Raw genomic sequence first — 22,534 nt, 5'->3', positions numbered from 1 at the left:
TTAACGCAGGCTGACCAGCGTCTGCAGCACGGTATCCTGCACCTTGATGGTCTGCGAGTTGGCCTGGTAGACACGCTGCGCCACGATCATGTTGACCAGCTCGGCGGTCAGGTCGACGTTGGAGTCTTCCACCGCACGGGCCTGCAGGGTACCGAAGGTACCGGTGGTCGGCTTGCCCACCAGCGGGCTGCCGGCGGCGGCCGTGGCGGAGTACAGGTTGTTGCCCAGCGGCTGCAGGCCGTTGGGGTTGGCGAAATTGACCAGCACCACGCTGCCCAGATTCTTGGTCTGCTGGTTGCTGTAGGAACCGACGATGGTGCCGTCCTTGTCGATCGAGAAGCTCGACAGGGTGCCCGGCGGCATGCCGTTCTGGCTCTGCGCCAGGTTGACGAAGGCCGAACCGGTCTGGGTCGAGCCGGTGTAGCTCAGCGCAATGGTGCTGGCGAAGTTGCCGCCGGCCTTGGCGATGCCGGGGTTGGTGCCGGTCGAACGCAGGTCGATGGTCATGGCACCGCCCGAGGTCAGGGTACCGGTCGAATCGAACACCATCGAACCCAGCTTCAGGGGCGTGGTACCACCGGAGGTGGTGGTCAGGGTCTTGCCGTCGACGGTGGCGTAGACGTCCCAGGTAGTGGTCGGCGGCGTGCCGGTCGGCGTGTTCTTCACATAGAAAGTCTGGACGCTGTATGGATTGCCCAGGCTGTCATAGATGGTCACGCCGGTCGAGTTGTTGTACGAGGTCGGGTCGGTGGCGCTGAAAGTGGTCGTGGTCGGCACGGTCACGCGCGAATCCAGGTTGACCTTGGTATTGATGGTGGTGGTGGTGGTCGCCGGGATCGAGGAGGTATCAATCTGCAGGCGCACCGGATCGCCACCGGTCACACCGGCTGCATAACCCATCAGGAAGGCCCCGTTCATGCTGGGGTTGACGATGTAGCCGTTCTTGTCGAGCTGGAACTGGCCATTGCGCCCGTACATCGGCGACAGGTCGCTGGAGCTGGCGGCCAACTGGAAGAAACCGTCACCATTGATGGCGATATCCAGCGGGTTGTTGGACGACGTGATATTGCCCTGGGTGAACTGTTGCGCCACATTGGCCACGGTCACACCGATACCCACCGGCGAATTGCCGGAACGGTTCATGGAATTGGCGTACATGTCGGCAAACTGCGTCTGCGACTGCTTGAAACCCACCGTGCTGGCGTTGGCCACGTTATTACCGATGACGTCCAGGCTCTTGGCTGCGCCGTTCAGTCCGCTCAGACCTTGCTGAAAACTCATGAGATATCCCCTTGTTCCGAATGTTGTCGGTAATGACGATTAAAGAATTTGCACGACGTCGGTCGGCTTGATGGTGCCGACATTGGTGACGTTGAGCTTGACGCCGTCCGACGCAGTCGAGACGCTGGAAACGGTACCGAAGGACAGGGTCGATGCGCTGACCGCCGTCCCGTTGTTGGAAGCACTGACCGTGAAGGTGTAATTGCCATCGGCCACCTTGCCACCGGTGTCGTTGGAGCCATCCCAGATCACCGGCACCACACCGGCGGCCTGGGTGCCCAGGTCGGTGGTGTGGACCACGGCACCCGAGGAATCCTTGATGGTGACCACCACGGAGGAGGCGGTACCGGACAGGTTCACGCCGAACACCGCCTTCTGGCTGGTGGTTTCCGTACCGCTGGCATCCTTGGTGGTATCGCTGGTCAGCTGGATGCTGTTGCCCGGGGCCAGCACGCTGTGGCCGATCATGTTGGCGGTCGACAGCGCCTGCGAGGAATTGAGGTTGCTCATCAGCGTGGACAGCGAATTGTTCAGCTGGCTGATGCCCGACACCGTGGACAGCTGCGCCATCTGGGTGGTCAGCTGCGAATTGTCCATCGGGTTGCTGGGGTCCTGGTTCTTCATCTGCGCGATCAACAGCGTCAGGAAGCGGTTCTGGATCGCATCCGGGCTGTTGTTGTCCAGGCTGGAAGAGCTGGTGGTAGTGGACGAGCTGCTGCTCGTCCCATTCATTGCGGTGAGCAGGTCACTGGAGACGATTGCCATGATTCAGGTCCTGGTTATTGGCCGATGGTGAGGGTCTTGACGAGCATGGCCTTGGCCGTGTTCATCGTTTCCACATTGGTCTGGTAAGAGCGGGAGGCCGAGATCATGTTGACCATTTCCTCGACCGGATTGACGTTGGGCATGGCGACGTAGCCATTGCCATCGGCCATGGGATGCTTGGGGTCGTAGACCAGCTTGGGCGGGGCCTGATTCTCGACCACGGCCGCCACTTTCACGCCGCTGTCCTTGACGCTGCCCACCGGAATGGCTTCGAACACTACCTGCTTGGCCTTGTAGGGCGTGCCATCGGGGCTGGTCGCACTGTCGGCGTTGGCGATGTTGCTGGCCGTGGCGTTGAGGCGCTGTGCCTGGGCGCTCATGGCCGAGCCGGCGACGTTGAAGATGTTGGAAAGAGACATGTTTATCAGCCCGGTTGGATAGCGTTCAGCATGGCCTTGATCTGGCCGTTCACGGAGGTGACGCCGGCTTCGTAGCGGATGCCGTTGTCCAGGAATTCATTGCGCTCCACATCCATATCGACCGTATTGCCGTCCACGCTGCCCTGCGCCGGCGTGCGGTACTGCAAGGCGGTGCCGCCGATGCTGCCGGGACCGTTGTCGGGCGCGGTGCCGGCCACGTGCGTGGCAGCAGTGCGCTCCAGCTGCAGCGGCGGAATCGTGTTGGACTTGCTGTCCAGCGCATTCTTGAGCGCGTCGGCAAAGTTGACGTCACGCGCCTTGTAGTTGGGCGTGTCCGCGTTGGCGATGTTGGACGCCAGCACCTGCTGGCGCTGTGACCGCAGGTTCAGCGCCATCTCGTTGAAACGGAAATAATCGTCGAGCTTAGAGACCATCAGGTCCTCCGGAAGTACCAGCGCCCCCTGTCCTGCCCGGCCGGTTGCCGGGCCACTTGCGGACTGCGCCGATGATGGAATTACGTAGGCTTGATCATACGTTCGCACCCCGAACTCTAAGGGGCGATAAAGAGAGAAAAGCCTCCCCTGTTTGCCCTTTTGACCTCGCGCGCGCGACGTACCATGAGTGCCAAGATTCGCCTATGCCCTGCGGGCAAGTTGCACAAAATGAAACACGCTTTCCGCGCCCTGCGCCGCACTTTCGCCGTCCTGTCCTTGCTGGCAGCCGGTCTGGGGGCGACTGCGCCTGCACTCGCCCAGAACGACCCCAACTCCCCCCAAAAGCAGGACTTGCAAGCCTTGCAACAAGTGGCGGAGCAATTCCTGAAAAGCCAGACCTCGGGTCTGCCCGGCAGCGTCACGGTCACCATCGATCCTGCCGATGCACGCCTGACGCTGGCGGCCTGTCTTGAACCGCAAGCCTTCATGCCCAATGGCGGCCGCCTGTTCGGCCGCACCACGGTCGGCATCAAGTGCGTGGCCCCCTCCCCCTGGACCATCTACCTGCGCGCCAACGTGCAGGTGATCTCGGATTACCTGGTCGCCGCGGTCCCGCTGGCCCAGGGCCAGACCATCAGCGCCAGCGACATCACGCGCATTCGCGGCGACATGTCGGCCCTGCCCAGCGGCGTGATCACCGAAGAATCACAGGTCATCGGCCGCGTCGCCAACATGTCGCTGCGCGCCGGTACGCCGCTGCGCCTCGACACCATCCGCAACCAGCGCGTGGTGCAGCAAGGCCAGGCGGTACGCGTCGTATCGATCGGTCCGGGCTTCCAGATTTCCACCGAAGCGCGCGCCCTGACCAATGCCAACGAAGGCCAGATGGCCCAGGCCCGGACGGCGGCCGGCCAGGTGGTGAGCGGTATTGCCAAAGCGGGCGGGATTCTGGAAATCAACTACTGAGCCGGCGACCCCGGCTTCTCTATTGATATGAAGCAATTTCCCGCAGGGCAAGTCCCGCGCGGAACGCAGCGGATCGCCCAGACAGGAATGTGAAGAAAAGTACCCGAATTCAGCTTAATTCAGGTGCGGGAATGTTAAAGTTTGCCCAGAACTGGTCGATAATCCATACGACAGGCGGGTGCGAAGCGCCCCCACCCTACAAGGAATACTGCCGTGAACGTTAACGACGCCCTCAAATCTGCCGCCCTCAACACCGAGCAGACGCAAACGCAGACCCGCAACACGACTGCCGCCAATCCTGCGGGCACCGACCCGGCCGCCACCAAAGCGGCTTCGGACAGCGTGCGCTTGTCCAGCACCTATCAGGCGCTGGAAACCAAGGACACCAAAAACGGCGGTTTCAATGCCGAAAAAGTGGAAAAGCTGAAAGCGGCCATCGCCAACGGCACTTTCCAGATCGATGCCGACAAGATCGCCGACGGCGTGATCGATACCGTCAAGAATCTCATCAGCGCCCGCCCGGCCTGATTCCCGTTTTACCGCTCAGAGGATCTTTCGCATGAATCCGGCCAGCAACCTGTCCCTGGAACACGCCGCGCTGTCGCGCCTGGTGGAAAAACTGAGCCAGGAACAGGCACTGCTGGCGGAAGCCACCGCCGAAGGCCTGACCGACATCATTACCGAAAAGGCCGCTATCGTTGCTGAAATGTCCACGCTGGCCGGCAATCGCCACGCGCTGCTGGGCAGCCTCGGCTACAGTGCAGATGAAAGCGGCATGCAACAGTGGATGAATGAGCAAGCCAGCGACGCTGACCGCGAGATCTGGGCCAGCCTGTTCGAACTGGCGCAGGACGCCAAGGAACTGAACCGCGTCAATGGCCTGCTGATCGGCAAGAAGCTTTCCATCAATCAGAGCGCCCTGACCATCCTGCAAGGCAAGACCGGCACCGGCAATTTCTATGGCCCGGATGGCCAGAACAGCATCCGGTCTTCGGGACGCCGTCTGGGCGTGGTATAAGTTTCAGCCGCTTCCCGCTCACGGAAGCACAGCAAGATCGCATCAACAAAAAGCCCGGCATTTGCCGGGCTTTGTCGTTGACGCGTCCTGCGTCCTCTCTCGGATCTGCGCCCTGAAGGCAGGCAGCCTCAGGCCACCCCGCTCCAGGAATGCTCGCGCAGATACGAACGCATGCGCGAGATCGCCTGGCTGTGCAACTGGCACACGCGCGATTCGGAAACGCCCATGACGGCGCCGATTTCCTTGAGGTTCATTTCCTGCTCGTAGTACAGCGCCATCAGGATCTGCTCACGCTCGGGCAAGGCCTTGATGGAATCCACCACGGCTTCGCGGAAACCGCCATTGATCAGGCTCTGCAGCGGATCATCCTCGCCGTCGCCGGTCTGGTAGCGGTCCAGGAAGTGTTCGTGGCCGCCATCGTCGTCGTGAAAATCTTCGTAATAGATCAGCTGGTGCCCGCCGCAGTCGGTCAGCAGCGACTGATACTCGGCCAAGCTGATCTTCATGTGCTGCGCCACTTCCGCCTCTTGCGGCTGACGGCCCAGTTGCTGCAGCAGGGACTGCATGGCTTCTTCCACCTTGCGCGCATTCTGGCGGATGCTGCGCGGCAGCCAGTCGCTGCTGCGCAGCTCATCCAGCATGGCCCCACGGATACGCTGCACGGCGTAGGTCTCGAACTGCGCGCCATGGGTTTCCTCGTAGCGGTTGACGGCGTCGAGCAAGCCCATCATGCCGGCCTGGATCAGGTCGTCCACCTCTACGCTGGGGGGCAGCTTGGCCTTGAGCTGATGCGCCAGTTTCTTGACCAGCGGCGCATGCTGCTCCAGTACGTCGTTTTTGCCCTTTTTTCCCTTGACGTTATACATGCACGTCACACTCCCAGACTGGCGCCGTCGGTGGCCATCCCGTAGCTGCTGCGGGCCGCATCCGGACCGGCGGTGAAGCGCTTGGACAGGCGCTGGAAGGCCAGCGCGGCACCGGCAAAGGGAAACACGTCCATCACCGCCCGCCCCTGTCCGGTGGCGCGGCGAATATGGTCATCCGCCGGAATCGCGCCGATGAAATTGAGCTGCGCCGCCAGGTAGCGGCTGGCCGCCTGGGCCATGTTGGCGTAGACGGTACGGGCCTCGGCTTCGGTGGCATCGTTGACGATGAGACTGAAGGGACGGCGGCCGATGCGGTCACTCAAGCTCTTCAGCAGCACATAGGCCGACTTGATCGACGAGGCCGTGGTCGACACCTGGATCACGATCTCACCCATTTCCATGGTCGGCACCGGCAGCGACAGGTCGCGTGCCAGCACGCCATTGACCAGTGTGATCTCGGCCTGCTCGATGAGGCTGTCGAAGATCTCCGCCAGACGACCGGCATGCGGATCGGTCGCCGAAGGCACGCTGCGGCGGGCGATGCGCGCCATCGAAAAACCTTCCGGCAGGAGCCGAGTGGCTTCCGCCATCGGACGCTCCATACGCGCTACTTCCTGCAGGGTCGCCACGTCGTGACGCAGGCCGATGCGGGTCAGCAGACCCGTTGTGGCCACGTCGCCATCCACCACCAGCACGCTGTGCTTGGCCTGCGACAGTGACGCCGCCAGATTGATGAGCATGGCACTCTTCTCTTCCTCACCCAGCACCGAGAAGAAGGTGAACAGCCTGGGCACCGGACGCTCCAGCATCCGGCGCAGCCCTGCTGCCTGGTCGATATCGTAACTAGCCAAAGCTCACCTCACGCAGTCCCCGGTCATTCATGGACATGGCAGTAGGACCGATCACACCCGGCAACTCACCTTCCTGGAATTCGAAAGGGGCGGTTTCGCGCTTCTGCTTGAAGGCGCGGTCGGCGAGATAGAGCTTGTTGGCCACGTGCAGGTCTTCCGGCACGCGCTGGCCATTGGCCACGTAATGCAGGTTGAGCTTGTGGCGGATCACCACATCCAGCACGTTGCCGATGGTGGCGGCTTCGTCCAGCTTGGTGATGATGCAGCCGGCCAGCCCGGAGCTGGAATAGGCATGTACCACTTCATTGAGCGTACCGCCGGTGGCGGTGGCATTCAGGCACAGCAGGCGCTTGATGTCCACGCCGGCACCGGCCAGCATGGCGTCCTGCTCGGCCACCATCTGGTCGCGCTGGCCGACACCGGCGGTGTCGATCAGCACGGTGTGCTTGCCCTTGAGCTCTTCCAGGGCGATGCGCAGGTCGGTCTCATCCTTGACCGAGTGCACCATCACGCCCAGGATCTTGCCGTAGATGCGCAGTTGTTCGTAACCACCGATACGGTAGCCGTCGGTCGTGATCAGGGCCAGCTTGCCGGAGCCGTGGCGCATCACGCAGCGCGCCGCCAGCTTGGCGGTGGTGGTGGTCTTGCCAACGCCAGTGGGGCCGACCAGCGCGAAGACGCCGCCGTTTTCCAGCAGTTCGTTTTCGTTGGCCAGGGTATTGAGATTGCGCGCCAGCACCGACTTGACCCAGAACATGATGTCCTGCGACTTGGAGTTGGCAGGCAGGTTTTCGGTGATCAGGCGCGACAGGCTGGCCGAGAAGCCGGCCGCCAGCATTTCCTTCAGTACCACGCCCTTGAGCGGATCGCGTTTCTGCGTACCGCCCCAGGAAATCTCCGCCAGCTGGGTTTCCAGCACGCCGCGCATGGAGCGGATTTCGCTCATGACTTCGGAGAGGATTTCGTCGTAGTCCTTGCCATCGAATTCAGGCAGGGCCGAACGTGGACGCTGGTCATGTTCGCCGGATTCCTGCGCCTGCTGGGCCGAGGCCGGACGGCCACCGGCCGCCTGCTCCGCACGGCGGCTGCGCCAGACGCGGGCATCGCTGGCCGGAGCAGCCTCCACCGGGCGCGCAGGCGCGCGGCCGTGGGCCGGCTGGTCCAGCAATGGCGCATGCTCGGGACGCGCGGCGCGGGGCGGCTGCTGGGCCAGCGGCGACGACAGCAGCGCCGGACGCTTGGCCTGCTGTGCGTTCGGCGCACCGGACTGCTGCTGCAGCGAGGCCGCCTGCGGGCGAGCATTGGGGTCGCGCGCGCCGGTCGGAGCCACCAGGGTGGTCATGTCCTCGTTGGCCATGGCCAGGATCTCCACCCCGTCAGGAATATTGCGGTTGGAGAGAATGACGGCATCCGGGCCAAGCGCCTCGCGCACCTGACGCCAGGCCTCGCGAGAAGAATTGGCGATAAATTTCTTGACGTTCATGCTTGCCCTCCAACTAGGCTGGTAACTTTAATCGTTTTCGACTCGGGTACTTCAGCGTGCGACAGCACGCGCAACTGCGGCATGGCGCGGCGCAGGAAGCGCGCCAGCAAGGTCCGCAGCGGTGCGCCGACCAGCAACACGGGCGACAGGCCCATCTGCTCCTGGCGCTGCGCCGCCATTTCGGTCTGCTGCACCAGCGAATCGGCCAGGCCCGGCTCGATGCCGCCAGTGTCGCCACTGGCCTGCAGTGCCTGCATGAGCAGGCGTTCGAGCTTGGAATCGAGGGCCATGACGGCCAGCTCGCTCTCGCCCGGGAAAATCTGTTGCACGATGGCGCGTCCCAGCGCAATCCGTACAATCGCCGTCAGGTCGGTCGGATCCTGAATGCGGGCGGCGTGTTCGGCCAATGTTTCGATGATAGTGCGCATATCGCGGATATGCACGCCTTCCAGCAAGAGGTTCTGCAAGACCTTCTGCAGCGTGCCCAGCGGCAGCATCTTGGGCACCAGGTCTTCCACCAGCTTGGGGGCTTCCTTGGCCAGGTGATCCAGCAGGCTCTGCACTTCCTGGCGGCCCAGCAGTTCGGCCGCATGCGTGGTGATGAGGTGATTCAGGTGCGTCGCCACCACGGTACCGGCATCGACCACGGTGTAACCCATGGTGGAAGCCTGTTCGCGCAGGCTGCTGTCGATCCACACGGCCGGCAGGCCGAAAGCGGGATCGGAGGTCATCATCCCTGGCAGCGGACCAGTCACCATGCCCGGATTGATGGCCAGGTACTGGCCGGCATGCGCCTCGCCGTTGCCCACTTCCACACCCTTCAGGGTGATGCGGTAGGCCGACGGCTTCAGTTCCAGGTTGTCGCGGATGTGAATCGGCGGCGACAGGAAACCGACTTCCTGGGCGAATTTCTTGCGGATGCCCTTGATACGCTTGAGCAGTTCGCCACCCTGCCCCTTGTCCACCAGCGGGATGAGGCGATAGCCGACTTCCAGGCCCAGGGTATCGACCGGCATGACGTCGTTCCAGGTCGCCTCTTCCGCTTCCGAGGGCGCAGCTGCGGCGGCAGCGGCCTGCGGAGTGGCCGCGGCGGCTTCGGCCTTGGCCGTTTGCACCCGCTTGCTGATGGCGTAGGCACCGCCGGCCATGGCCGCAGCCAGCAGCAGGAAGGCGATGTGCGGCATGCCCGGGATCAGGCCCATGCCGCCGATGATGACGGCGGTAATGTAGAGCACTTCCGGCTTGGCGAAGAGCTGATTGATCAGCTGCCCGCCGACGTCCTGGTCGTTGGCCACGCGCGAGACCACTACACCGGCGGCGGTCGAGATGATCAGCGAAGGGATCTGCGCCACCAGGCCGTCACCGATGGCCAGCAGCGTGTAGTTCTTCAGCGCGGCATCGAAGGCCAGGTCGTGCTGCACCATGCCCACCACCAGGCCGCCGACGATGTTGACCACCGTCACGATGATGCCGGCCACGGCGTCGCCGCGCACGTACTTGGAGGCACCGTCCATGGCCCCGTAGAACTCGGATTCCTGCGCCACTTCCTTGCGGCGGGCGCGGGCTTCGGGTTCACCGATCATGCCGGCGTTGAGGTCGGCGTCGATCGCCATCTGCTTGCCGGGCATGGCGTCCAGGGTGAAGCGCGCGCCCACTTCGGCAATACGGCCGGCACCCTTGGTCACCACCATGAAGTTGATGATGGTCAGGATCACGAACACCACGATACCGACGGTGTAGTTGCCGCCGATCAGGAAGTGGCCGAAGGCTTCGATCACCTTGCCGGCCGCATCCGGACCGGTGTGGCCTTCGGTCAGCACCACCCGGGTGGAGGCCACGTTCAGTGACAGGCGCAGCATGGTCGACACCAGCAGAACCGCCGGGAAGGCGATGAAGTCCAGCGGCTTGACGGTGTACAGCGCAGTCATCAGCACGATCACCGACAGCGAGATGTTGAAGCTGAACAGCAGATCCAGCATGAAAGCCGGCAGCGGCAGCACCATCATTGCCAGCATCATGACGATCAGGATCGGGGCCGCCAGCGCCCGGCCGCTCTTGAGCGGGACCCAGGCCGGGATTTTCATGGTATTGAGTTTGGTTGCCATCGTTACTGCCTGTTTCTATTCTTGGGGCCGCGAGGCTTCTTGGGCGCAGTGGCCGGATCAAGGTCCTTGGGCACGTTCAGTTCGGTCGGTTCCACCGGACGGTTGCCGCCGAACTGACCGAAGGTACGCAACTGGAACACGTAGGCCAGCACTTCGGCCACGGCGGTGTAGAGCGCTTCGGGAATCTCGTCGCCGATCTCGGTATGGGCGTGCAGCGCACGTGCCAGCGGCGGCGCTTCCAGCAACGGCACCTTGTGCTCGCGTGCCAGTTCGCGAATCTTGGCGGCGACGTCGTCGGCGCCCTTGGCCACCACCTTGGGCGCGCCCATCTTGCCTTCGGTGTACTTCAGGGCGACCGCGAAGTGGGTCGGGTTGGTCACCACCACATCGGCGGTCGGCACTTCGGCCATCATGCGGCGGCGGGCCATGGCGCGCTGCATCGCGCGAATCTTGCCCTTGATGTGCGGATCGCCTTCGGATTCCTTGTGTTCCTGCTTGACCTCTTCGCGCGTCATGCGCAGCTTGCGGCCGTAATTCCAGATCTGGTAAGGCACGTCCAGCGCCGCGATCAGGATCAGCGCCGAGACCATGGTGATGAAGCTGATCCACAGCAGCTGCGCGGCATGTGAACCGGCGGTCTTGAGCGATTCCACGCCCAGGCCCATGACGGCATCGAGCTGGCTGCGGATGGCGATCCAGGCCACGGTACCGACCAGCAGCGTCTTGAGCACCGCCTTGCCCAGTTCGACCAGGGAATTGATCGAGAACATGTTGGCAAAGCCGCTGATGGGATTGAGCTTGCTGAATTTGGGCGCCAGCGAATCGACGTTGAACAGCCAGCCGCCCAGCATCAGCGGCGCGGCCATGGCGGCCAGGGTCATCAGGAAGGCCAGCGGGATCATGGAAACGGCCACATCCAGCATATGGGCACTGAGCATGTCGAACAGCAGCGCCGGGTCGAAGGCGGCCGCCCGTTCGAAGGTCAGGGTCGCCACCATGATGCGATCCAGGGCGGTCACTACGGGGCCGCTGAAAAGCCAGACACAGCTGCCGCCGACCAGCAGCATCAAGGTCGTGGCCAATTCGCGCGAACGCGGCACATCCCCCTGCTCACGGGCACGCTCAATGCGTTTGCCCGTGGCGGGTTCGGTCCGCTCCATGTCGCTGTCTTCGGCCATCCGCCGTATCCCCCTGCTAAACCGCTTTTCCGCCAGCGCCGGCGCTGGACGGATTTGTAGAACAATAGGCTAGGATTATTGGCGAGCGGCCGCCCGGATCATCAGGGGAATAGGGGCGAAAAGGTCCCCCATTTCGGACTAGGCAAAACCGCAAGGGTCTGCCTTGGACAAAACGCTGCGTATCGGGCCGTCAAAATGTGAAGAAAGTCAAGCTGGACGGGCACTTGCGGCCACCTGCCCGGCCTGAAAAGCCCGCACGGCGTGGCGTAGCGGCCACATCAAGACAAAACGCTCCGGACTTGCCTGATTGACAAGTGCCGAAGCGTCTATCCGGGTCGGGAGATGCGGAGAAACCGGCTTCAGAAGCCCAGACTCTCCAGCAGGTCGTCCACCTGCCCCTGGTTGGCGATGACATCCTTGCCGGCAGGATCGATCTGGGGACCGTTGAGCAGTCCCGTATCCTCGCGCTTGGTCTCGGTGGGCGCGTAGTCCACCAGCAGCTGCACCAGTTGCGATTCCAGGTCGTGCGCCAGCTTGGTGACGCGCTTGATGACCTGGCCGGTCAGATCCTGGAAGTCCTGCGCCATCATGATGTCCAGCAGTTGCTGCTTGGTGACGCTGCTGTCTTCGCTGGTTTGGGCCAGGAAGGCGGAGGTCTTCGCCGCCAGCGCGCGGACATCGGCTTCGGCAAAACTGCCGGTAGCAGCCGCATCCCATTGCGCCTTGAGCTCGCTGGCACCTTCATTGATGCGCTCCTGCAGCGGGCTCGCCAGTTCGGTAGCGTTGAGCACGCGCTGGGCGGCCTGTTCGGTCATGCGGGCCACGTATTCCAGGCGGTCACGCGCGTCCGGCATGTCGCTGGCGGCTTTTTCCAGCAGCCGGTCGAAGCCCAGGCCGCGCAAGCTGTCGTGCAGGTTGCGCGTCATGTGGCCGATACGGACCAGCACCTCGTCGTTGACCCCGGTGCCCTCGGCGGAGGGCGTGCGAGCAGGATGAGCGGCGTTGTCCACCTCAGCCACCTGCGGCCATTTTTTCGAAGATCTTGCCCAGCTTTTCATCCAGCGTCGCCGCGGTGAAAGGCTTGACCACGTAGCCATTGGCACCGGCCTGGGCGGCGGCGACGATATTTTCCTTCTTGGCTTCGGCCGTCACCATCAGCACGGGCAGCTTGGACAGGGCCGGATCCTTGCGGATTTCCTGCAGCATGGTCAGGCCATCCATGTTGGGCATGTTCCAGTCGGAGACGACGAAGTCGAACTGGTCGCTGCGCAGTTTCTGCAGCGCCTGCACGCCGTCTTCGGCCTCGTCCACGTTGGTGTAGCCCAATTCCTTGAGCAGGTTGCGCACGATGCGGCGCATGGTCGAAAAGTCATCGACGACTAAGAACTTGGTATTGGGACCCGACATGCTAAGACTCCATCTGAACAATTGAATTCTTGATGATCGGCAAGTTGCGCAACGAACTTGAACCGACCTCTCTTTTTTACCTCAGCACGGGCGGGAGAGCCCATGCTGCCTCTTATCTGCAACGCATTGTAGTGCAGCAAAACAAAATTGGCAGAACAATAAGCGCTGAAAAATGCTTCATACCCGCAATGCGCGGCTTCCGTGTTCTGCCAGCCACGCCAGCACTCGCCCCGGCATGGATTGCAGCGACAGCACTTCGTGCGCGGCCCCGATGGCAATCGCTTCGCGCGGCATGCCGAAGACCACGCAGGATGCTTCATCCTGGGCAAAGTTGTAGGCCCCGGCATTGCGCATCTCCAGCATGCCCTGGGCACCATCCTTGCCCATGCCGGTCAGGATCACGCCGACCGCGTTCTTGCCGGCACAGGTAGCGGCCGACTGGAACAGGACATCCACCGAAGGACGATGCCGGTTCACCGGCGGGCCCTGGTCGAGCTGGGTCATGTAGTTGGCACCGCTGCGCACCAGTTTCAGGTGCGAGTGGCCCGGCGCGATGTAGGCATGGCCAGGCAGCACGCGTTCGTTGCCGGCCGACTCCACCACCGAGATCTTGCACAGGTTGTTGAGGCGCTGGGCGAAGGAGCGCGTAAAGCCTTCCGGCATGTGCTGGGTGATCAGGATGCCCGGGCAGTCGGAGGGCATGCGGATCAGGAATTCCTTGATGGCTTCGGTGCCGCCAGTGGAGGCACCGATGATGATCAGTTTTTCGCTACTGGTGAGCGGATTGCGGATCTGCGGCAAGACCTCGCCGGGCGTAGCCGACTGCTCGGCGGCGCGCGACGGACGGGCGCGCACGCGCGCCTTGGCGGCGGCGCGGATCTTGTCGGCGATCATGTCGGCATATTCCTGCATGCCGCTCTGGATCGAGATCTTGGGCTTGGTCACGAAATCGATCGCACCCAGCTCCAGTGCACGCAGGGTGATTTCGGAGCCGCGTTCGGTCAGCGAGGACACCATCACCACCGGCATGGGGCGCAGGCGCATCAGCTTTTCCAGGAAATCCAGGCCATCCATGCGCGGCATTTCCACGTCCAGGGTCAGCACGTCCGGATTGGTCTGCTTGATCAGCTCGCGGGCAATGATCGGGTCCGGCGCCACACCCACCACTTCCATGTCCGGCTGGCTGCCGATGATCTCGCGCATCACGCTGCGGATCAGTGCCGAATCGTCGACGATAAGAACTTTAATTTTCATCACTCAATCACTCAAACTCAATGTTGCAGGTTGCCCTGAGATGGGTCGGGTGTCGTCCACCCTGCCCCATCAGAACAGATCCACCTCGCCGCCGACCGGCTTGGTGACCAGCTTGCTGGCGTAGGCTTTTTCGCGGTTCACCAGGGTGTCGTTGTGCATCTGCTTCAGCTTCTTGACCAGCACCTTGCCGGTACGCGGGAAGAAGTACACCTTGCGCGGATAAATGTCATTGAGGTCTTCGGCGACCACGCGGATGCCTTCGGCCTTCAGATAGCGCCGCACGAATTCGGCATTGCGCTCGCCCACGTTGATGGCCGAAAAGCCGCGCAGCACGTTGCCACCGCCGAACACCTTGGCCTCCAGGTTCTCGCGCCGCGCGCCGGACTTGAGCACTTCGTTGATCAGCACTTCCATGGCATAGGTGCCATAGCGCGCCGAGGCCGACACCGGGCTGCCATCGTCGCCGCCGCCATCGGGCAGCATGAAGTGATTCATGCCGCCGATGCCGGAGACGCGGTCACGGATGCAGGCCGAGACGCAGGAGCCCAGCACGGTGACGATCATCATGTCCTTGCTGGTGAAGTAGTACTCGCCCGGCAGGATCTTGGCCGCGTCGCAATCGAAAGTGCGGTCGTAGTAGAGATTGGTGGCAATCTGCTCCGAGGCGTGGCTCATGGCTTGGCCCTCACGACGCGCTGGTTGGCGTTGAGCTCATAGACCGTCTTGCCCTTGAGCTTGAGGGCGTCGGAGACATACAGGAAGTTCTCCGAGTGGCCGGCGAACAGCAAGGCGTGAGGCTTCATCAAGGGTACGAATCGGGACAGGATCTTGCTCTGGGTAGGTTTGTCGAAATAGATCATCACGTTGCGGCAGAAGATCACGTCGAACTGGCCGCTGAGGGGCCAGCCATCGCCCAGCAGGTTCAGTTGCTTGAAGGTGATCAGCTTGCGCAATTCGGGACGCACGCGCACGTAGCCTTCATGGCTGCCCTTGCCGCGCAGGAAGAACTTCTTGACGCGCTCGGGCGACATCTTCTCGATGCGCTCCATGGGATAGACGCCATTGGCACCGGTGGCCAGCACATTGGTATCGATGTCGGTGGCCACGATCTGTACGGGCGGCGTCATCGAGCCATAGGCTTCACAGGCGGTCATGGCGATGGTATAGGGTTCCTCTCCGGTGGAGGCAGCCGAACACCAGATGGTCGCGGGTTCCTTCAGGGTCTTGAGGAAGTCGGCGAGGATGGGGAAATGGTGCGCCTCGCGGAAGAACGAGGTGAGGTTGGTGGTCAGCGCATTGGTGAAGGCTTCCCACTCTTCGGAGTCGTGGGTGCGCTCCAGCATGTCCAGGTATTGCTGGAAGGAAGTGATGCCGGTGGCGCGCAGGCGTCGCGCGAGGCGACTGTAAACCATTTCCTGCTTGCTGTCGGCCAATGCGATGCCGGCCCGCTGGTAGATCAGGCCACGCACTCGCTCGAAATCACGGCTGTTGAAATCGAACTCCTTGCCGGATGATTCGCCCTTGCCTGGTACCGTCGGCTTCACTGTCTTCCCTTCCCTGGCGCAGCGCACGTCGCGGCGCTGCTTGCTATCTGTCGCCCGCCCCATCTGGGCGGACATCCCCTTGGCGCATAATCTATCAGCCGCCTGGCGGGGTCAAGCGAATCAGCCTTGGAAATGAAACGGTTTTACCCCCCTATTGCGACAAGTCAATCGGGGATAGCCGTGCATAGATTTTTCAATCCTTTTAAATCCTCACGGGGAGCATGAGGACAGACTGCTCACCGCGCGCGCCCAGCCCCTATGAGACCCTTCGATGGCCTCCACGGCGCTTCGAGGAGAATTCGGTAACGAGCAGGCGTTAGGGGATTGGCAGTGAAATTCCGCTCGCACAGCACCTTGGCCGCACCCAATTCACACGCAGCTACCGCCAAGAAGAAAGGCCCTCTGCTCAACATTTGCGGGCCGACTCAAAGGAGCCTATCTCCATCGCAACAAACGCGGTGTTGTACCCACATCCTCTAAGCTCACATTTTACGCACACACAATGCGTGCAATATTGACAATGTCAAATGATGCAGTGCAAAATCGGAACAATATAAAATAAACAATAAAAATTGCTGCTCACAACCGGAAAGCCATGGGGGGCTTGTGCAAGGAAGGTGGGCACGAGGATTAGTTGGGGAAACCTAGCGCCTGAGCTCGTACAAATACCAGAAGTCAGATTTCACAAATAACAACTCTCGTCTATGAGAGAGCAGGAGTTGCACCGCTGTAACTTGCAAATGAATTGGTTATTTATTTAGCAATTTTTACATCAAGGGGGCGGTACATGATCAAAAAGGAAATTTCAGATTTTTCCGTAGCGATACTAGTTCCATGCTACAACGAGGCAGCAACGATCGGAAAGGTCGTCTCCGACTTCAAACGCGCCTTACCAAGTGCTCAAGTTTACGTCTATGACAATAACTCCAAAGACGGAACGGGAGAGAAAGCTCTTGCCGCTGGAGCCAGCGTCTTTCCCGAATTACTTCAGGGGAAAGGGAATGTCGTGCGCAGAATGTTCTCCGATGTCGACGCAGACATTTATGTCTTAGTAGATGGCGACGATACTTATGATGCTCAAGTCGCACCGCAAATGATTCGGCAGCTTATCGACAAAAATCTTGATTGCGTCAACGGCGTGCGCCACTCGAATGCGCTGGCCGCTTATCGACAGGGACATGAATTCGGCAACTGGCTGCTGACCACCATTGTTTCGAGGTTATTTGGTCGCGTTACCAAAGACATGTTGACGGGTTATCGCGTATTTTCTCACCGATTTGTTAAATCCTTCCCAGTGGTCTCCACAGGATTCGAAATCGAAACCGAAATTACGGTGCATAGTCTTGAGCTACGCATGCGCAGTGAAGATTTTGAGACTAATTATGGTGCCCGACCTGAGGGATCACACAGCAAATTGAGCACCTATAAAGACGGCCTGAAAATCCTTTGGATGATCATCAAGCTTGTCAAGCTGGAACGTCCATCACTGCTGTTCAATACTTTCGCCGCTATCACAGCCTTTCTTTCGATTGGATTCCTGATCCCTGTGTTAGTCCAGTATTTCGAAACTGGTTTGGTGCCCAGGCTTCCCACTGCCATCTTAGCTGGTCTGCTCATGTCCCTCGCGATACTGAGCGTTATTTGTGGCCTGATACTGGCATCAGTAACGCAAGGACGAAGAGAGGCCAAACAGCTAGCATTCTTGGCAACAACCAGGTATTCCAGCGGAGGCTGAAGATGCAAACTGGCTCAACGACGATTTTAAAATTTTTAAAATTTGCATGCGTCGGCGGAGTGGTCTTTGTCTTTGACGCCAGTTGCTTCTGGATCTTTATCAAATTGATCGAGCACTCAGGTTTATCTCGAATATTAAGCATTGCTTTAGCCGTGACCGCCTCTTGGTGGCTTAATCGTACCTACACCTTCAGTTCAAAATCCGATCCTCCAGCCTCAGAGGATCGGTGGCTTCAACTCTTGAAATTTGTGCTCTCACAGTTGCCAGGAGCGGCAGTAAATGCTTTGGTATCGCTGCTGGTATATGGATGTTTTTCGTACGCCCAGCACAATCCATGGGCCTCTGTTGCCATTGGTAGTTTGGCGGGTCTGGTCATTAACTTTTTGATGGCCCGTCTATTTGTATTTAACATCAAGAATGCCGCCCCATGAAAAACAACAATTTCAGCCTTAGCCAGTGGATTGTTTTCTTGTTGCTACCTTTTGTTTTGAGTTGGCCCACCTGGTTTAACGGACAACCGTTTTTTTTTCCTGATACGACTGCCTACATTAAAGGAGCAGCGAGTGCGCTTGATTATTTCGTCAAGACAGATTTGGCAAGTCAGTGGCTGCGACCTAAGCAAGGCGGAGCATCCAGTACACGGAATGCTAGTGAAACACCAGTCAACTCCGACGAAGAGCATGCTAGCTCCCCAGAAAAAAGCGGGGTAATCTCAGGGCGATCGATCTACTACGGGGCATTCGTATTCGTAGTAGCAAGTCTATTTGGGCTGAAATTCGTCTCTTTCGTTCAAGCACTCTTTGCGGTGACTATGATATCCACTCTCTTGCGAGGATATTTCATAATCACTTACGGGGCGATTGCGCTGGTATTACTTTGTTTGGCAATTGCCAGCCCTCTTCCGTTCTTTGCCAGCATGCTCATGCCGGATATTTTCGCCGGACTCGGGGTGGCGGCAATGGCTGGATTTCTGCTGCAGCCCCAGGCACCGGTGAGCTCGCGTATTTTCTGGGCGGTTTGCATTGCGCTGGCCGCATTGTTTCATAGCGGAAATATTCTAATTTTTTCCATTACGCTGGTCGCGTTCTTCGTTCTTTGTGCAAGTCTCCGGCAACTCAGATTGATCTCCAAGAGCGATCTGGCATGTATCGGGGGCTTTATTGCAGTTGGGGTACTAGGAGAAGCGCTTTTTGGTTACGCAATTGAACGTATAACGCATACCCCTCCGATTCGACCGCCATTCTTGACAGCGCGACTAGTGGCGGATGGTCCAGGTGAAGCCTTCATCAGAGAGCATTGCGCTAACAAACAGCTGCAGGTGTGCAACTATCCTAACGACTTTCACAAACATACCTCAGATGAGTTCCTATGGAGCAAGGTACCTGGCGTGGGCGTATTTACCCTAGCGAATAAAGAGGCTCGGTTGAAACTCGGACAACAGGACTTCGCCTTTGCAAAAGCAGTATTTGCTAGTTATCCCCTCGAAGTGCTCTTCAACTCACTTAAAAATGCGGCACATCAATTCGGCGCGATTGGACTAAGCGAATTTGCATACTCCCAGTCTGAGATGGAGAATTTTGCCAGAAAAATTCCTGGGGAGGAGGCCGAGCTCATGCGGCGTACCAAGGCAGGATTGGACGAATTTGATATGAGTTATTCGGAACTCGCCATAAAAATTGCCACGCTAGTTTCTGTTCCAGTGTGCTTGGGCGGCGCGCTTATCTGCTATCGGCGTCGAGAGTATCGTGGCGCTCTGATCATCTCATTATCACTGCTGAGCCTACTGATTAACGCTGCAATATGTGGCGGGTTCTCCACGCCTCATGACCGCTACCAAGCACGGATTTTGTGGATCGTAGAACTGCTAGCACTTGCCATATTACTGAACGGAACCGGATCAGCAAAAATTAAAGAAAGTACCGCAACTGATACTCCAAGGCTGCCCAGCGCCTGAGTCAGTCCGTTCAGCAAGATTCAGGCCGGCACACCTTCCGGCAGGACACTCATGCGGCGCTTGCCGGGCAGGCGGCGAATCAGCCAGGAACGGATCGCGTTCCACTCGCCGGTCTCCGGCACTTCGCGCGACTGGAACAGGAAGTAACGCCACAGCAGCAAGGCGCTGTTGCGGGTGTCGGCGATCTTGCGGAACCGCAGTTCACGCTCGACCTCCGGCGATCCCTCAAAACCGGCACGCACGCTGGCAGCCATGCGTTCGAATTCCGCCGAGAAATCGCTGCGGCCCTCCAATTCGAACAAGATCCCGCCATGATTGCAGAAAGGCGCCGGATCGAAATAAGGCTGCTGCTTCATCTGCGCAAAAGCGCGGGAGAGATAACGCGAAATCTGCAGCGAGACTTTCATTTGATCATCGAAGCGACGTGCACTGACGTTGTTACCGTGCCAACGATACTTGATCAGCTTGTGCGGCACGTTGTTGCACTTGCCCTGCACGGCCAGTTGACCGAACAGGAAGTAATCTTCCGCCAGGTTCTTGACGACCATCTGCTGCTCAGGAGCGAAGACGCCCATGAAATCGCTGCCGTAACGGATGCCGGCCTTCTGCACCTGGGCAAATTCCAGCATCGCCGTGGGGTGTGCAATCGGATTGCGGAACAGGCTGGCGGCACCGACGCGCAGCCGGCCGATGGGCATCGACATGTCGCCGATCGGCGCGCCGGCAGCATTGATCACGTCGGCCTGGCCACCGATGGCCACGCACTGGCGGTCCTGCTCGAAGGCTGCCAGCGATAGCGCCATGCGTTCCGGGTAGCAGACATCATCGGCATCATGCCGCATGACATAGCGGCAATCGCTGATCTCCAGGCCCTTGTTGAGCAGGCCGGACAAGCCATCCGCCTCGGGGAAGGAATGCAGTTCGATACGCGGATCGGCCTCGTGATAGCGCGCGGCCATTTCGGCGCTGCCGTCATCCGAGCCGTGATCCAGCACCAGGACACGCCAGTCCTTGAAACTCTGTGCCTTGAGGCTGTCCAGGGACTCTGCCAGGAAATCCACGCCATTCTTCACCGGCAACAAGACGTCGATGGTGGCCATCGTCACACTCCATAATCAAATGATTGAGATCCATCCGCGCACAAGACCTGGCGCGGGACAGTCGGCGCATTGCCCCGCCAGTCATCCTTGCAATGAGAGGCTTGGACGAGCCACCTGGCCAACAGTTCAGGGATGAGCTGACCAGCGCAAGCCGTCCATGCGGCAACAGCGACGCATCGCCGGGCAGCGCCTTCATCCCCCTGCAGGAGCGAGGCGCGCGGCACGGCTGAGCCGATGCCTGACCAGCAGGCCGCACACATAAAAAGACAGTGGCGCCTGCCTCATTGCGATGGCGCAACAAGCAACGCGACCTTCTGGCGGGCGGTTTATGCTGCACTGCAAATACTTGTCGAATAGTCTATCAAGCTCTACGGAGTGTCAAGCAAATCTGACGGGGTGAGGCATGGCCCCGCCAGGTCCCGCCCTCAGCGCCGCAGCGCGCGCGTGCCCGCGGACGCCAGCCGGGGTGCGGCCGCGGCAGGCACCGGCGTTTTGGCCGGCACCGCATCGCCGGAGGCCGGTGCGTGGCTGGAGCGATACCCCACCCGGAAGCCGCCCCAGTGCTTGCCGTTCACGTAGATCGGCACCGACAGGTCGTGCATGACCTCGCCAGTGTCGCGCTTGTAGGTCTGCAGGAGGAAGGGCCTGGTATTGGCTCCGCAGCGCTTGCCGGTGCGGTCGCTGAAGATGCGTTTGGTGCGGTTGTTGACCAGATCGGTGTCGTAGTCGCCGGTCAGGGGCTGGGAGAACTTCTTGTTGTGGGTCGGGAAGTAGCCGTTGTTGTCCACTGCACCCGCGTAGGCCAGTTGCGGCATGCTGGCCAGCAGGGCTTCCTGGATCGCTGGCAGCACCCGGTCGGTAAAGCCGTCGAACTGGCTGGAATGCTTCTGCGGCGAGGTGTTGGGGATAGGCTTGTAAGTACGGTCGAACAGGGCCGCCTCACTGATCTGGCCGGAACGGATCGCGTTCTCGAACAGCTTGCCTACGGCCTGCGCCGCCCCCGTGGCGGCGACACGGATATCGTCGTGTCCGCTGCGGGCGCCGCCATCGATGATGGCTTCGAACACCGCTTCGGCACGCTCCGACAACACCATGGCGGACGCCGCCACGCGCGGCAGTTCCTGATCGGTGTGCAGCATGCCGTTGCGGATGTCGGTGATGGCCTCGGCGATCTCCTGCGTGGTCTGCACGTGTTCGCGCGAGGCCACCGCGATCTCCTCGATCTGCTCCTGCGACTGGCTGGAAGAGCGTTCGATGCTGTTGAGCAGGCCGTGTACCTTCTCCACATTCTGGGCTGCCTCCAGCACCCGGCTGCTGAGCGAATTCATGCCGGTCGCCGCGCGCTCGGCTTCTTCGGTGATGGCCCGCACCATCACGCCGATATCATCCGTGGCTTCCTTGGTCCGCTGGGCCAGCTGGCGCACTTCGCCCGCCACCACGGCAAACCCGCGCCCCTGCTCGCCGGCGCGCGCCGCCTCGATGGCGGCGTTCAGGGCCAGCAGGTTGGTGCGGGCCGCGATCTCGCTGATGACTTCGGTGATACCGTGGATGCGGCGCGACTTTTCCTGCAGCTGCGCCATCATCGACGAGGCCGACAAGGCATCCGTGCGGGCCTGCCCGATCTGCTGCAGGCCGCGATCCACTTCCGAGCGGCCGCTGACACTCTCGGTACGCACCTCCGCCGCAATGGCCGAGGCGCGCTCGGCATTGGCGGCAATCTGTTCAGTGGTAGCGGCGTTCTGCTCGGCACTGGCCGCGATGCGGTCGGCGGCGACGACGTCCTTGCTGATCTTGGTCTTGATGGTATCGACAAAGAAGGAGGTCTCCGCCGCCCCGATCATGATGTGATCGATCTCGCCGCTGATCTTGTCGACCAGTTGTCCTTCTCCGGGCTGTGCGCGCCGCTGCGCCAGGGCAAACCCGGCCAGCCCCAGCACCACGGCCACGCCGCTGCAGCCGGGCGCGCTCAGCCATTGCGCGGCACCGGCCGCGTGCAGGACCAGGGCCCCTGCCCCGCCCAGCACCAGGCCCGCCACCCAGGGCAATCCACCCGTCCATGCCCGGGCGGATGCACCGGCTCCCTTGTTCTTCCCCATCCTTGTCTCCTCGCGGATTTTCCGCTTTTCTTCACCTGATCCATTACAGGTTTGAGTGCGGACGAAACACGCCGCATT

The 22,534-nt window shown here is 60.7% G+C and carries 22 protein-coding genes; 6 read left to right on the top strand and 16 right to left on the bottom strand.

The window, feature by feature from the left end:
• Genes flgE through flgB form a run of 4 tightly spaced genes read right to left on the bottom strand, consistent with a single transcriptional unit; the run spans position 1 to position 2,899 of the window.
• Positions 1 to 1,281, bottom strand: a complete 1,281-nt coding sequence (gene flgE, locus E2K99_RS10670; protein WP_039788489.1) for a flagellar hook protein FlgE — start codon at positions 1,279 to 1,281, stop codon at positions 1 to 3.
• Between the two features lie 39 nt (positions 1,282 to 1,320).
• Positions 1,321 to 2,046 carry a flagellar hook assembly protein FlgD gene (locus E2K99_RS10665; protein ID WP_039788492.1) on the bottom strand — a complete coding sequence of 242 codons (726 nt, stop codon included), beginning with the start codon at positions 2,044 to 2,046 and terminating at the stop codon, positions 1,321 to 1,323.
• 14 nt (positions 2,047 to 2,060) lie between these two features.
• Positions 2,061 to 2,465, bottom strand: a complete 405-nt coding sequence (gene flgC, locus E2K99_RS10660; RefSeq protein WP_034329665.1) for a flagellar basal body rod protein FlgC — start codon at positions 2,463 to 2,465, stop codon at positions 2,061 to 2,063.
• A 5-nt stretch (positions 2,466 to 2,470) separates the two neighbouring features.
• Positions 2,471 to 2,899 carry a flagellar basal body rod protein FlgB gene (flgB, locus tag E2K99_RS10655; RefSeq protein WP_039788493.1) on the bottom strand — a complete coding sequence of 143 codons (429 nt, stop codon included), beginning with the start codon at positions 2,897 to 2,899 and terminating at the stop codon, positions 2,471 to 2,473.
• Positions 2,900 to 3,127: 228 nt separating this feature from the next.
• Between flgB and flgA the strand changes: the two genes are divergently transcribed.
• The 3 genes from flgA (at position 3,128) to E2K99_RS10640 (ending at position 4,883) form a co-directional block, all read left to right on the top strand.
• Positions 3,128 to 3,865 (top strand): flagellar basal body P-ring formation chaperone FlgA, encoded by a 738-nt coding sequence (flgA, locus tag E2K99_RS10650; protein ID WP_227022625.1) that lies wholly within the window; start codon positions 3,128 to 3,130, stop codon positions 3,863 to 3,865.
• A gap of 213 nt (positions 3,866 to 4,078) precedes the next feature.
• Positions 4,079 to 4,393, top strand: coding sequence for a flagellar biosynthesis anti-sigma factor FlgM (gene flgM / locus E2K99_RS10645; RefSeq protein ID WP_039788497.1), 315 nt, complete (start codon positions 4,079 to 4,081; stop codon positions 4,391 to 4,393).
• A 31-nt stretch (positions 4,394 to 4,424) separates the two neighbouring features.
• Positions 4,425 to 4,883 (top strand): flagella synthesis protein FlgN, encoded by a 459-nt coding sequence (locus E2K99_RS10640; RefSeq protein ID WP_134222202.1) that lies wholly within the window; start codon positions 4,425 to 4,427, stop codon positions 4,881 to 4,883.
• Between the two features lie 128 nt (positions 4,884 to 5,011).
• Here E2K99_RS10640 and E2K99_RS10635 read toward each other — a convergent pair whose 3' ends face one another.
• The 10 genes from E2K99_RS10635 to E2K99_RS10590 all read right to left on the bottom strand — a co-directional run bounded on the left by E2K99_RS10635 (position 5,012) and on the right by E2K99_RS10590 (position 15,571).
• Positions 5,012 to 5,749, bottom strand: a complete 738-nt coding sequence (locus E2K99_RS10635; RefSeq protein WP_039788499.1) for an RNA polymerase sigma factor FliA — start codon at positions 5,747 to 5,749, stop codon at positions 5,012 to 5,014.
• 5 nt (positions 5,750 to 5,754) lie between these two features.
• Positions 5,755 to 6,558, bottom strand: a complete 804-nt coding sequence (locus E2K99_RS10630; RefSeq protein ID WP_034329654.1) for a MinD/ParA family ATP-binding protein — start codon at positions 6,556 to 6,558, stop codon at positions 5,755 to 5,757.
• Between the two features lie 34 nt (positions 6,559 to 6,592).
• The gene (flhF, locus tag E2K99_RS10625; protein ID WP_121039719.1) at positions 6,593 to 8,083 is read right to left on the bottom strand and encodes a flagellar biosynthesis GTPase FlhF; all 1,491 of its coding nucleotides are present in this window, start codon (positions 8,081 to 8,083) and stop codon (positions 6,593 to 6,595) included.
• The gene (gene flhA / locus E2K99_RS10620) at positions 8,080 to 10,188 is read right to left on the bottom strand and encodes a flagellar biosynthesis protein FlhA (protein ID WP_039788504.1); all 2,109 of its coding nucleotides are present in this window, start codon (positions 10,186 to 10,188) and stop codon (positions 8,080 to 8,082) included. The genes flhF and flhA overlap by 4 nt, the downstream gene beginning before the upstream one ends.
• Positions 10,189 to 10,190: 2 nt before the next feature.
• A complete protein-coding gene (gene flhB, locus E2K99_RS10615) occupies positions 10,191 to 11,366 on the bottom strand; it encodes a flagellar biosynthesis protein FlhB (RefSeq protein ID WP_121039716.1) in 1,176 nt (391 codons plus the stop codon).
• A gap of 359 nt (positions 11,367 to 11,725) precedes the next feature.
• A complete protein-coding gene (cheZ, locus tag E2K99_RS10610) occupies positions 11,726 to 12,385 on the bottom strand; it encodes a protein phosphatase CheZ (protein WP_134135248.1) in 660 nt (219 codons plus the stop codon).
• Positions 12,378 to 12,773 (bottom strand): chemotaxis response regulator CheY, encoded by a 396-nt coding sequence (gene cheY, locus E2K99_RS10605; protein WP_006712751.1) that lies wholly within the window; start codon positions 12,771 to 12,773, stop codon positions 12,378 to 12,380. Before cheY ends, cheZ begins: the two co-directional genes overlap by 8 nt.
• A 177-nt stretch (positions 12,774 to 12,950) precedes the next feature.
• Positions 12,951 to 14,027 (bottom strand): protein-glutamate methylesterase/protein-glutamine glutaminase, encoded by a 1,077-nt coding sequence (locus tag E2K99_RS10600; protein WP_134222201.1) that lies wholly within the window; start codon positions 14,025 to 14,027, stop codon positions 12,951 to 12,953.
• Positions 14,028 to 14,096: 69 nt separating this feature from the next.
• Positions 14,097 to 14,702: a chemoreceptor glutamine deamidase CheD gene (cheD, locus tag E2K99_RS10595; RefSeq protein WP_088753731.1), complete on the bottom strand. Its 606-nt coding sequence runs from the start codon at positions 14,700 to 14,702 to the stop codon at positions 14,097 to 14,099.
• Positions 14,699 to 15,571, bottom strand: a complete 873-nt coding sequence (locus tag E2K99_RS10590) for a CheR family methyltransferase (protein ID WP_134222200.1) — start codon at positions 15,569 to 15,571, stop codon at positions 14,699 to 14,701. The genes cheD and E2K99_RS10590 overlap by 4 nt, the downstream gene beginning before the upstream one ends.
• A 787-nt stretch (positions 15,572 to 16,358) precedes the next feature.
• Between E2K99_RS10590 and E2K99_RS10585 the strand changes: the two genes are divergently transcribed.
• From E2K99_RS10585 to E2K99_RS10575, 3 genes are read left to right on the top strand one after another with little or no spacing between them, the layout of a single operon-like run.
• Entirely contained in the window at positions 16,359 to 17,306 is a 948-nt protein-coding gene (locus E2K99_RS10585; protein ID WP_134222199.1) for a glycosyltransferase family 2 protein, read from the top strand.
• Positions 17,307 to 17,308: 2 nt separating this feature from the next.
• Positions 17,309 to 17,737: a GtrA family protein gene (locus tag E2K99_RS10580; RefSeq protein WP_134222198.1), complete on the top strand. Its 429-nt coding sequence runs from the start codon at positions 17,309 to 17,311 to the stop codon at positions 17,735 to 17,737.
• Complete coding sequence (locus tag E2K99_RS10575) at positions 17,734 to 19,260, top strand: hypothetical protein (RefSeq protein ID WP_134222197.1); 1,527 nt, start codon at positions 17,734 to 17,736, stop codon at positions 19,258 to 19,260. The genes E2K99_RS10580 and E2K99_RS10575 overlap by 4 nt, the downstream gene beginning before the upstream one ends.
• Positions 19,261 to 19,280: 20 nt before the next feature.
• Here E2K99_RS10575 and E2K99_RS10570 read toward each other — a convergent pair whose 3' ends face one another.
• Together E2K99_RS10570 and E2K99_RS10565 are read right to left on the bottom strand one after the other, a co-directional pair.
• Positions 19,281 to 20,360 carry a glycosyltransferase family A protein gene (locus E2K99_RS10570; RefSeq protein WP_134222196.1) on the bottom strand — a complete coding sequence of 360 codons (1,080 nt, stop codon included), beginning with the start codon at positions 20,358 to 20,360 and terminating at the stop codon, positions 19,281 to 19,283.
• Between the two features lie 425 nt (positions 20,361 to 20,785).
• Positions 20,786 to 22,456, bottom strand: a complete 1,671-nt coding sequence (locus E2K99_RS10565; protein WP_134222195.1) for a methyl-accepting chemotaxis protein — start codon at positions 22,454 to 22,456, stop codon at positions 20,786 to 20,788.
• Positions 22,457 to 22,534: the final 78 nt, after the last annotated feature.

Origin of the sequence: Herbaspirillum huttiense (assembly GCF_004367745.1) — a bacterium.
Classification (GTDB): domain Bacteria; phylum Pseudomonadota; class Gammaproteobacteria; order Burkholderiales; family Burkholderiaceae_D; genus Herbaspirillum; species Herbaspirillum huttiense.
This window is presented reverse-complemented; position numbering and strand designations above follow the sequence as displayed.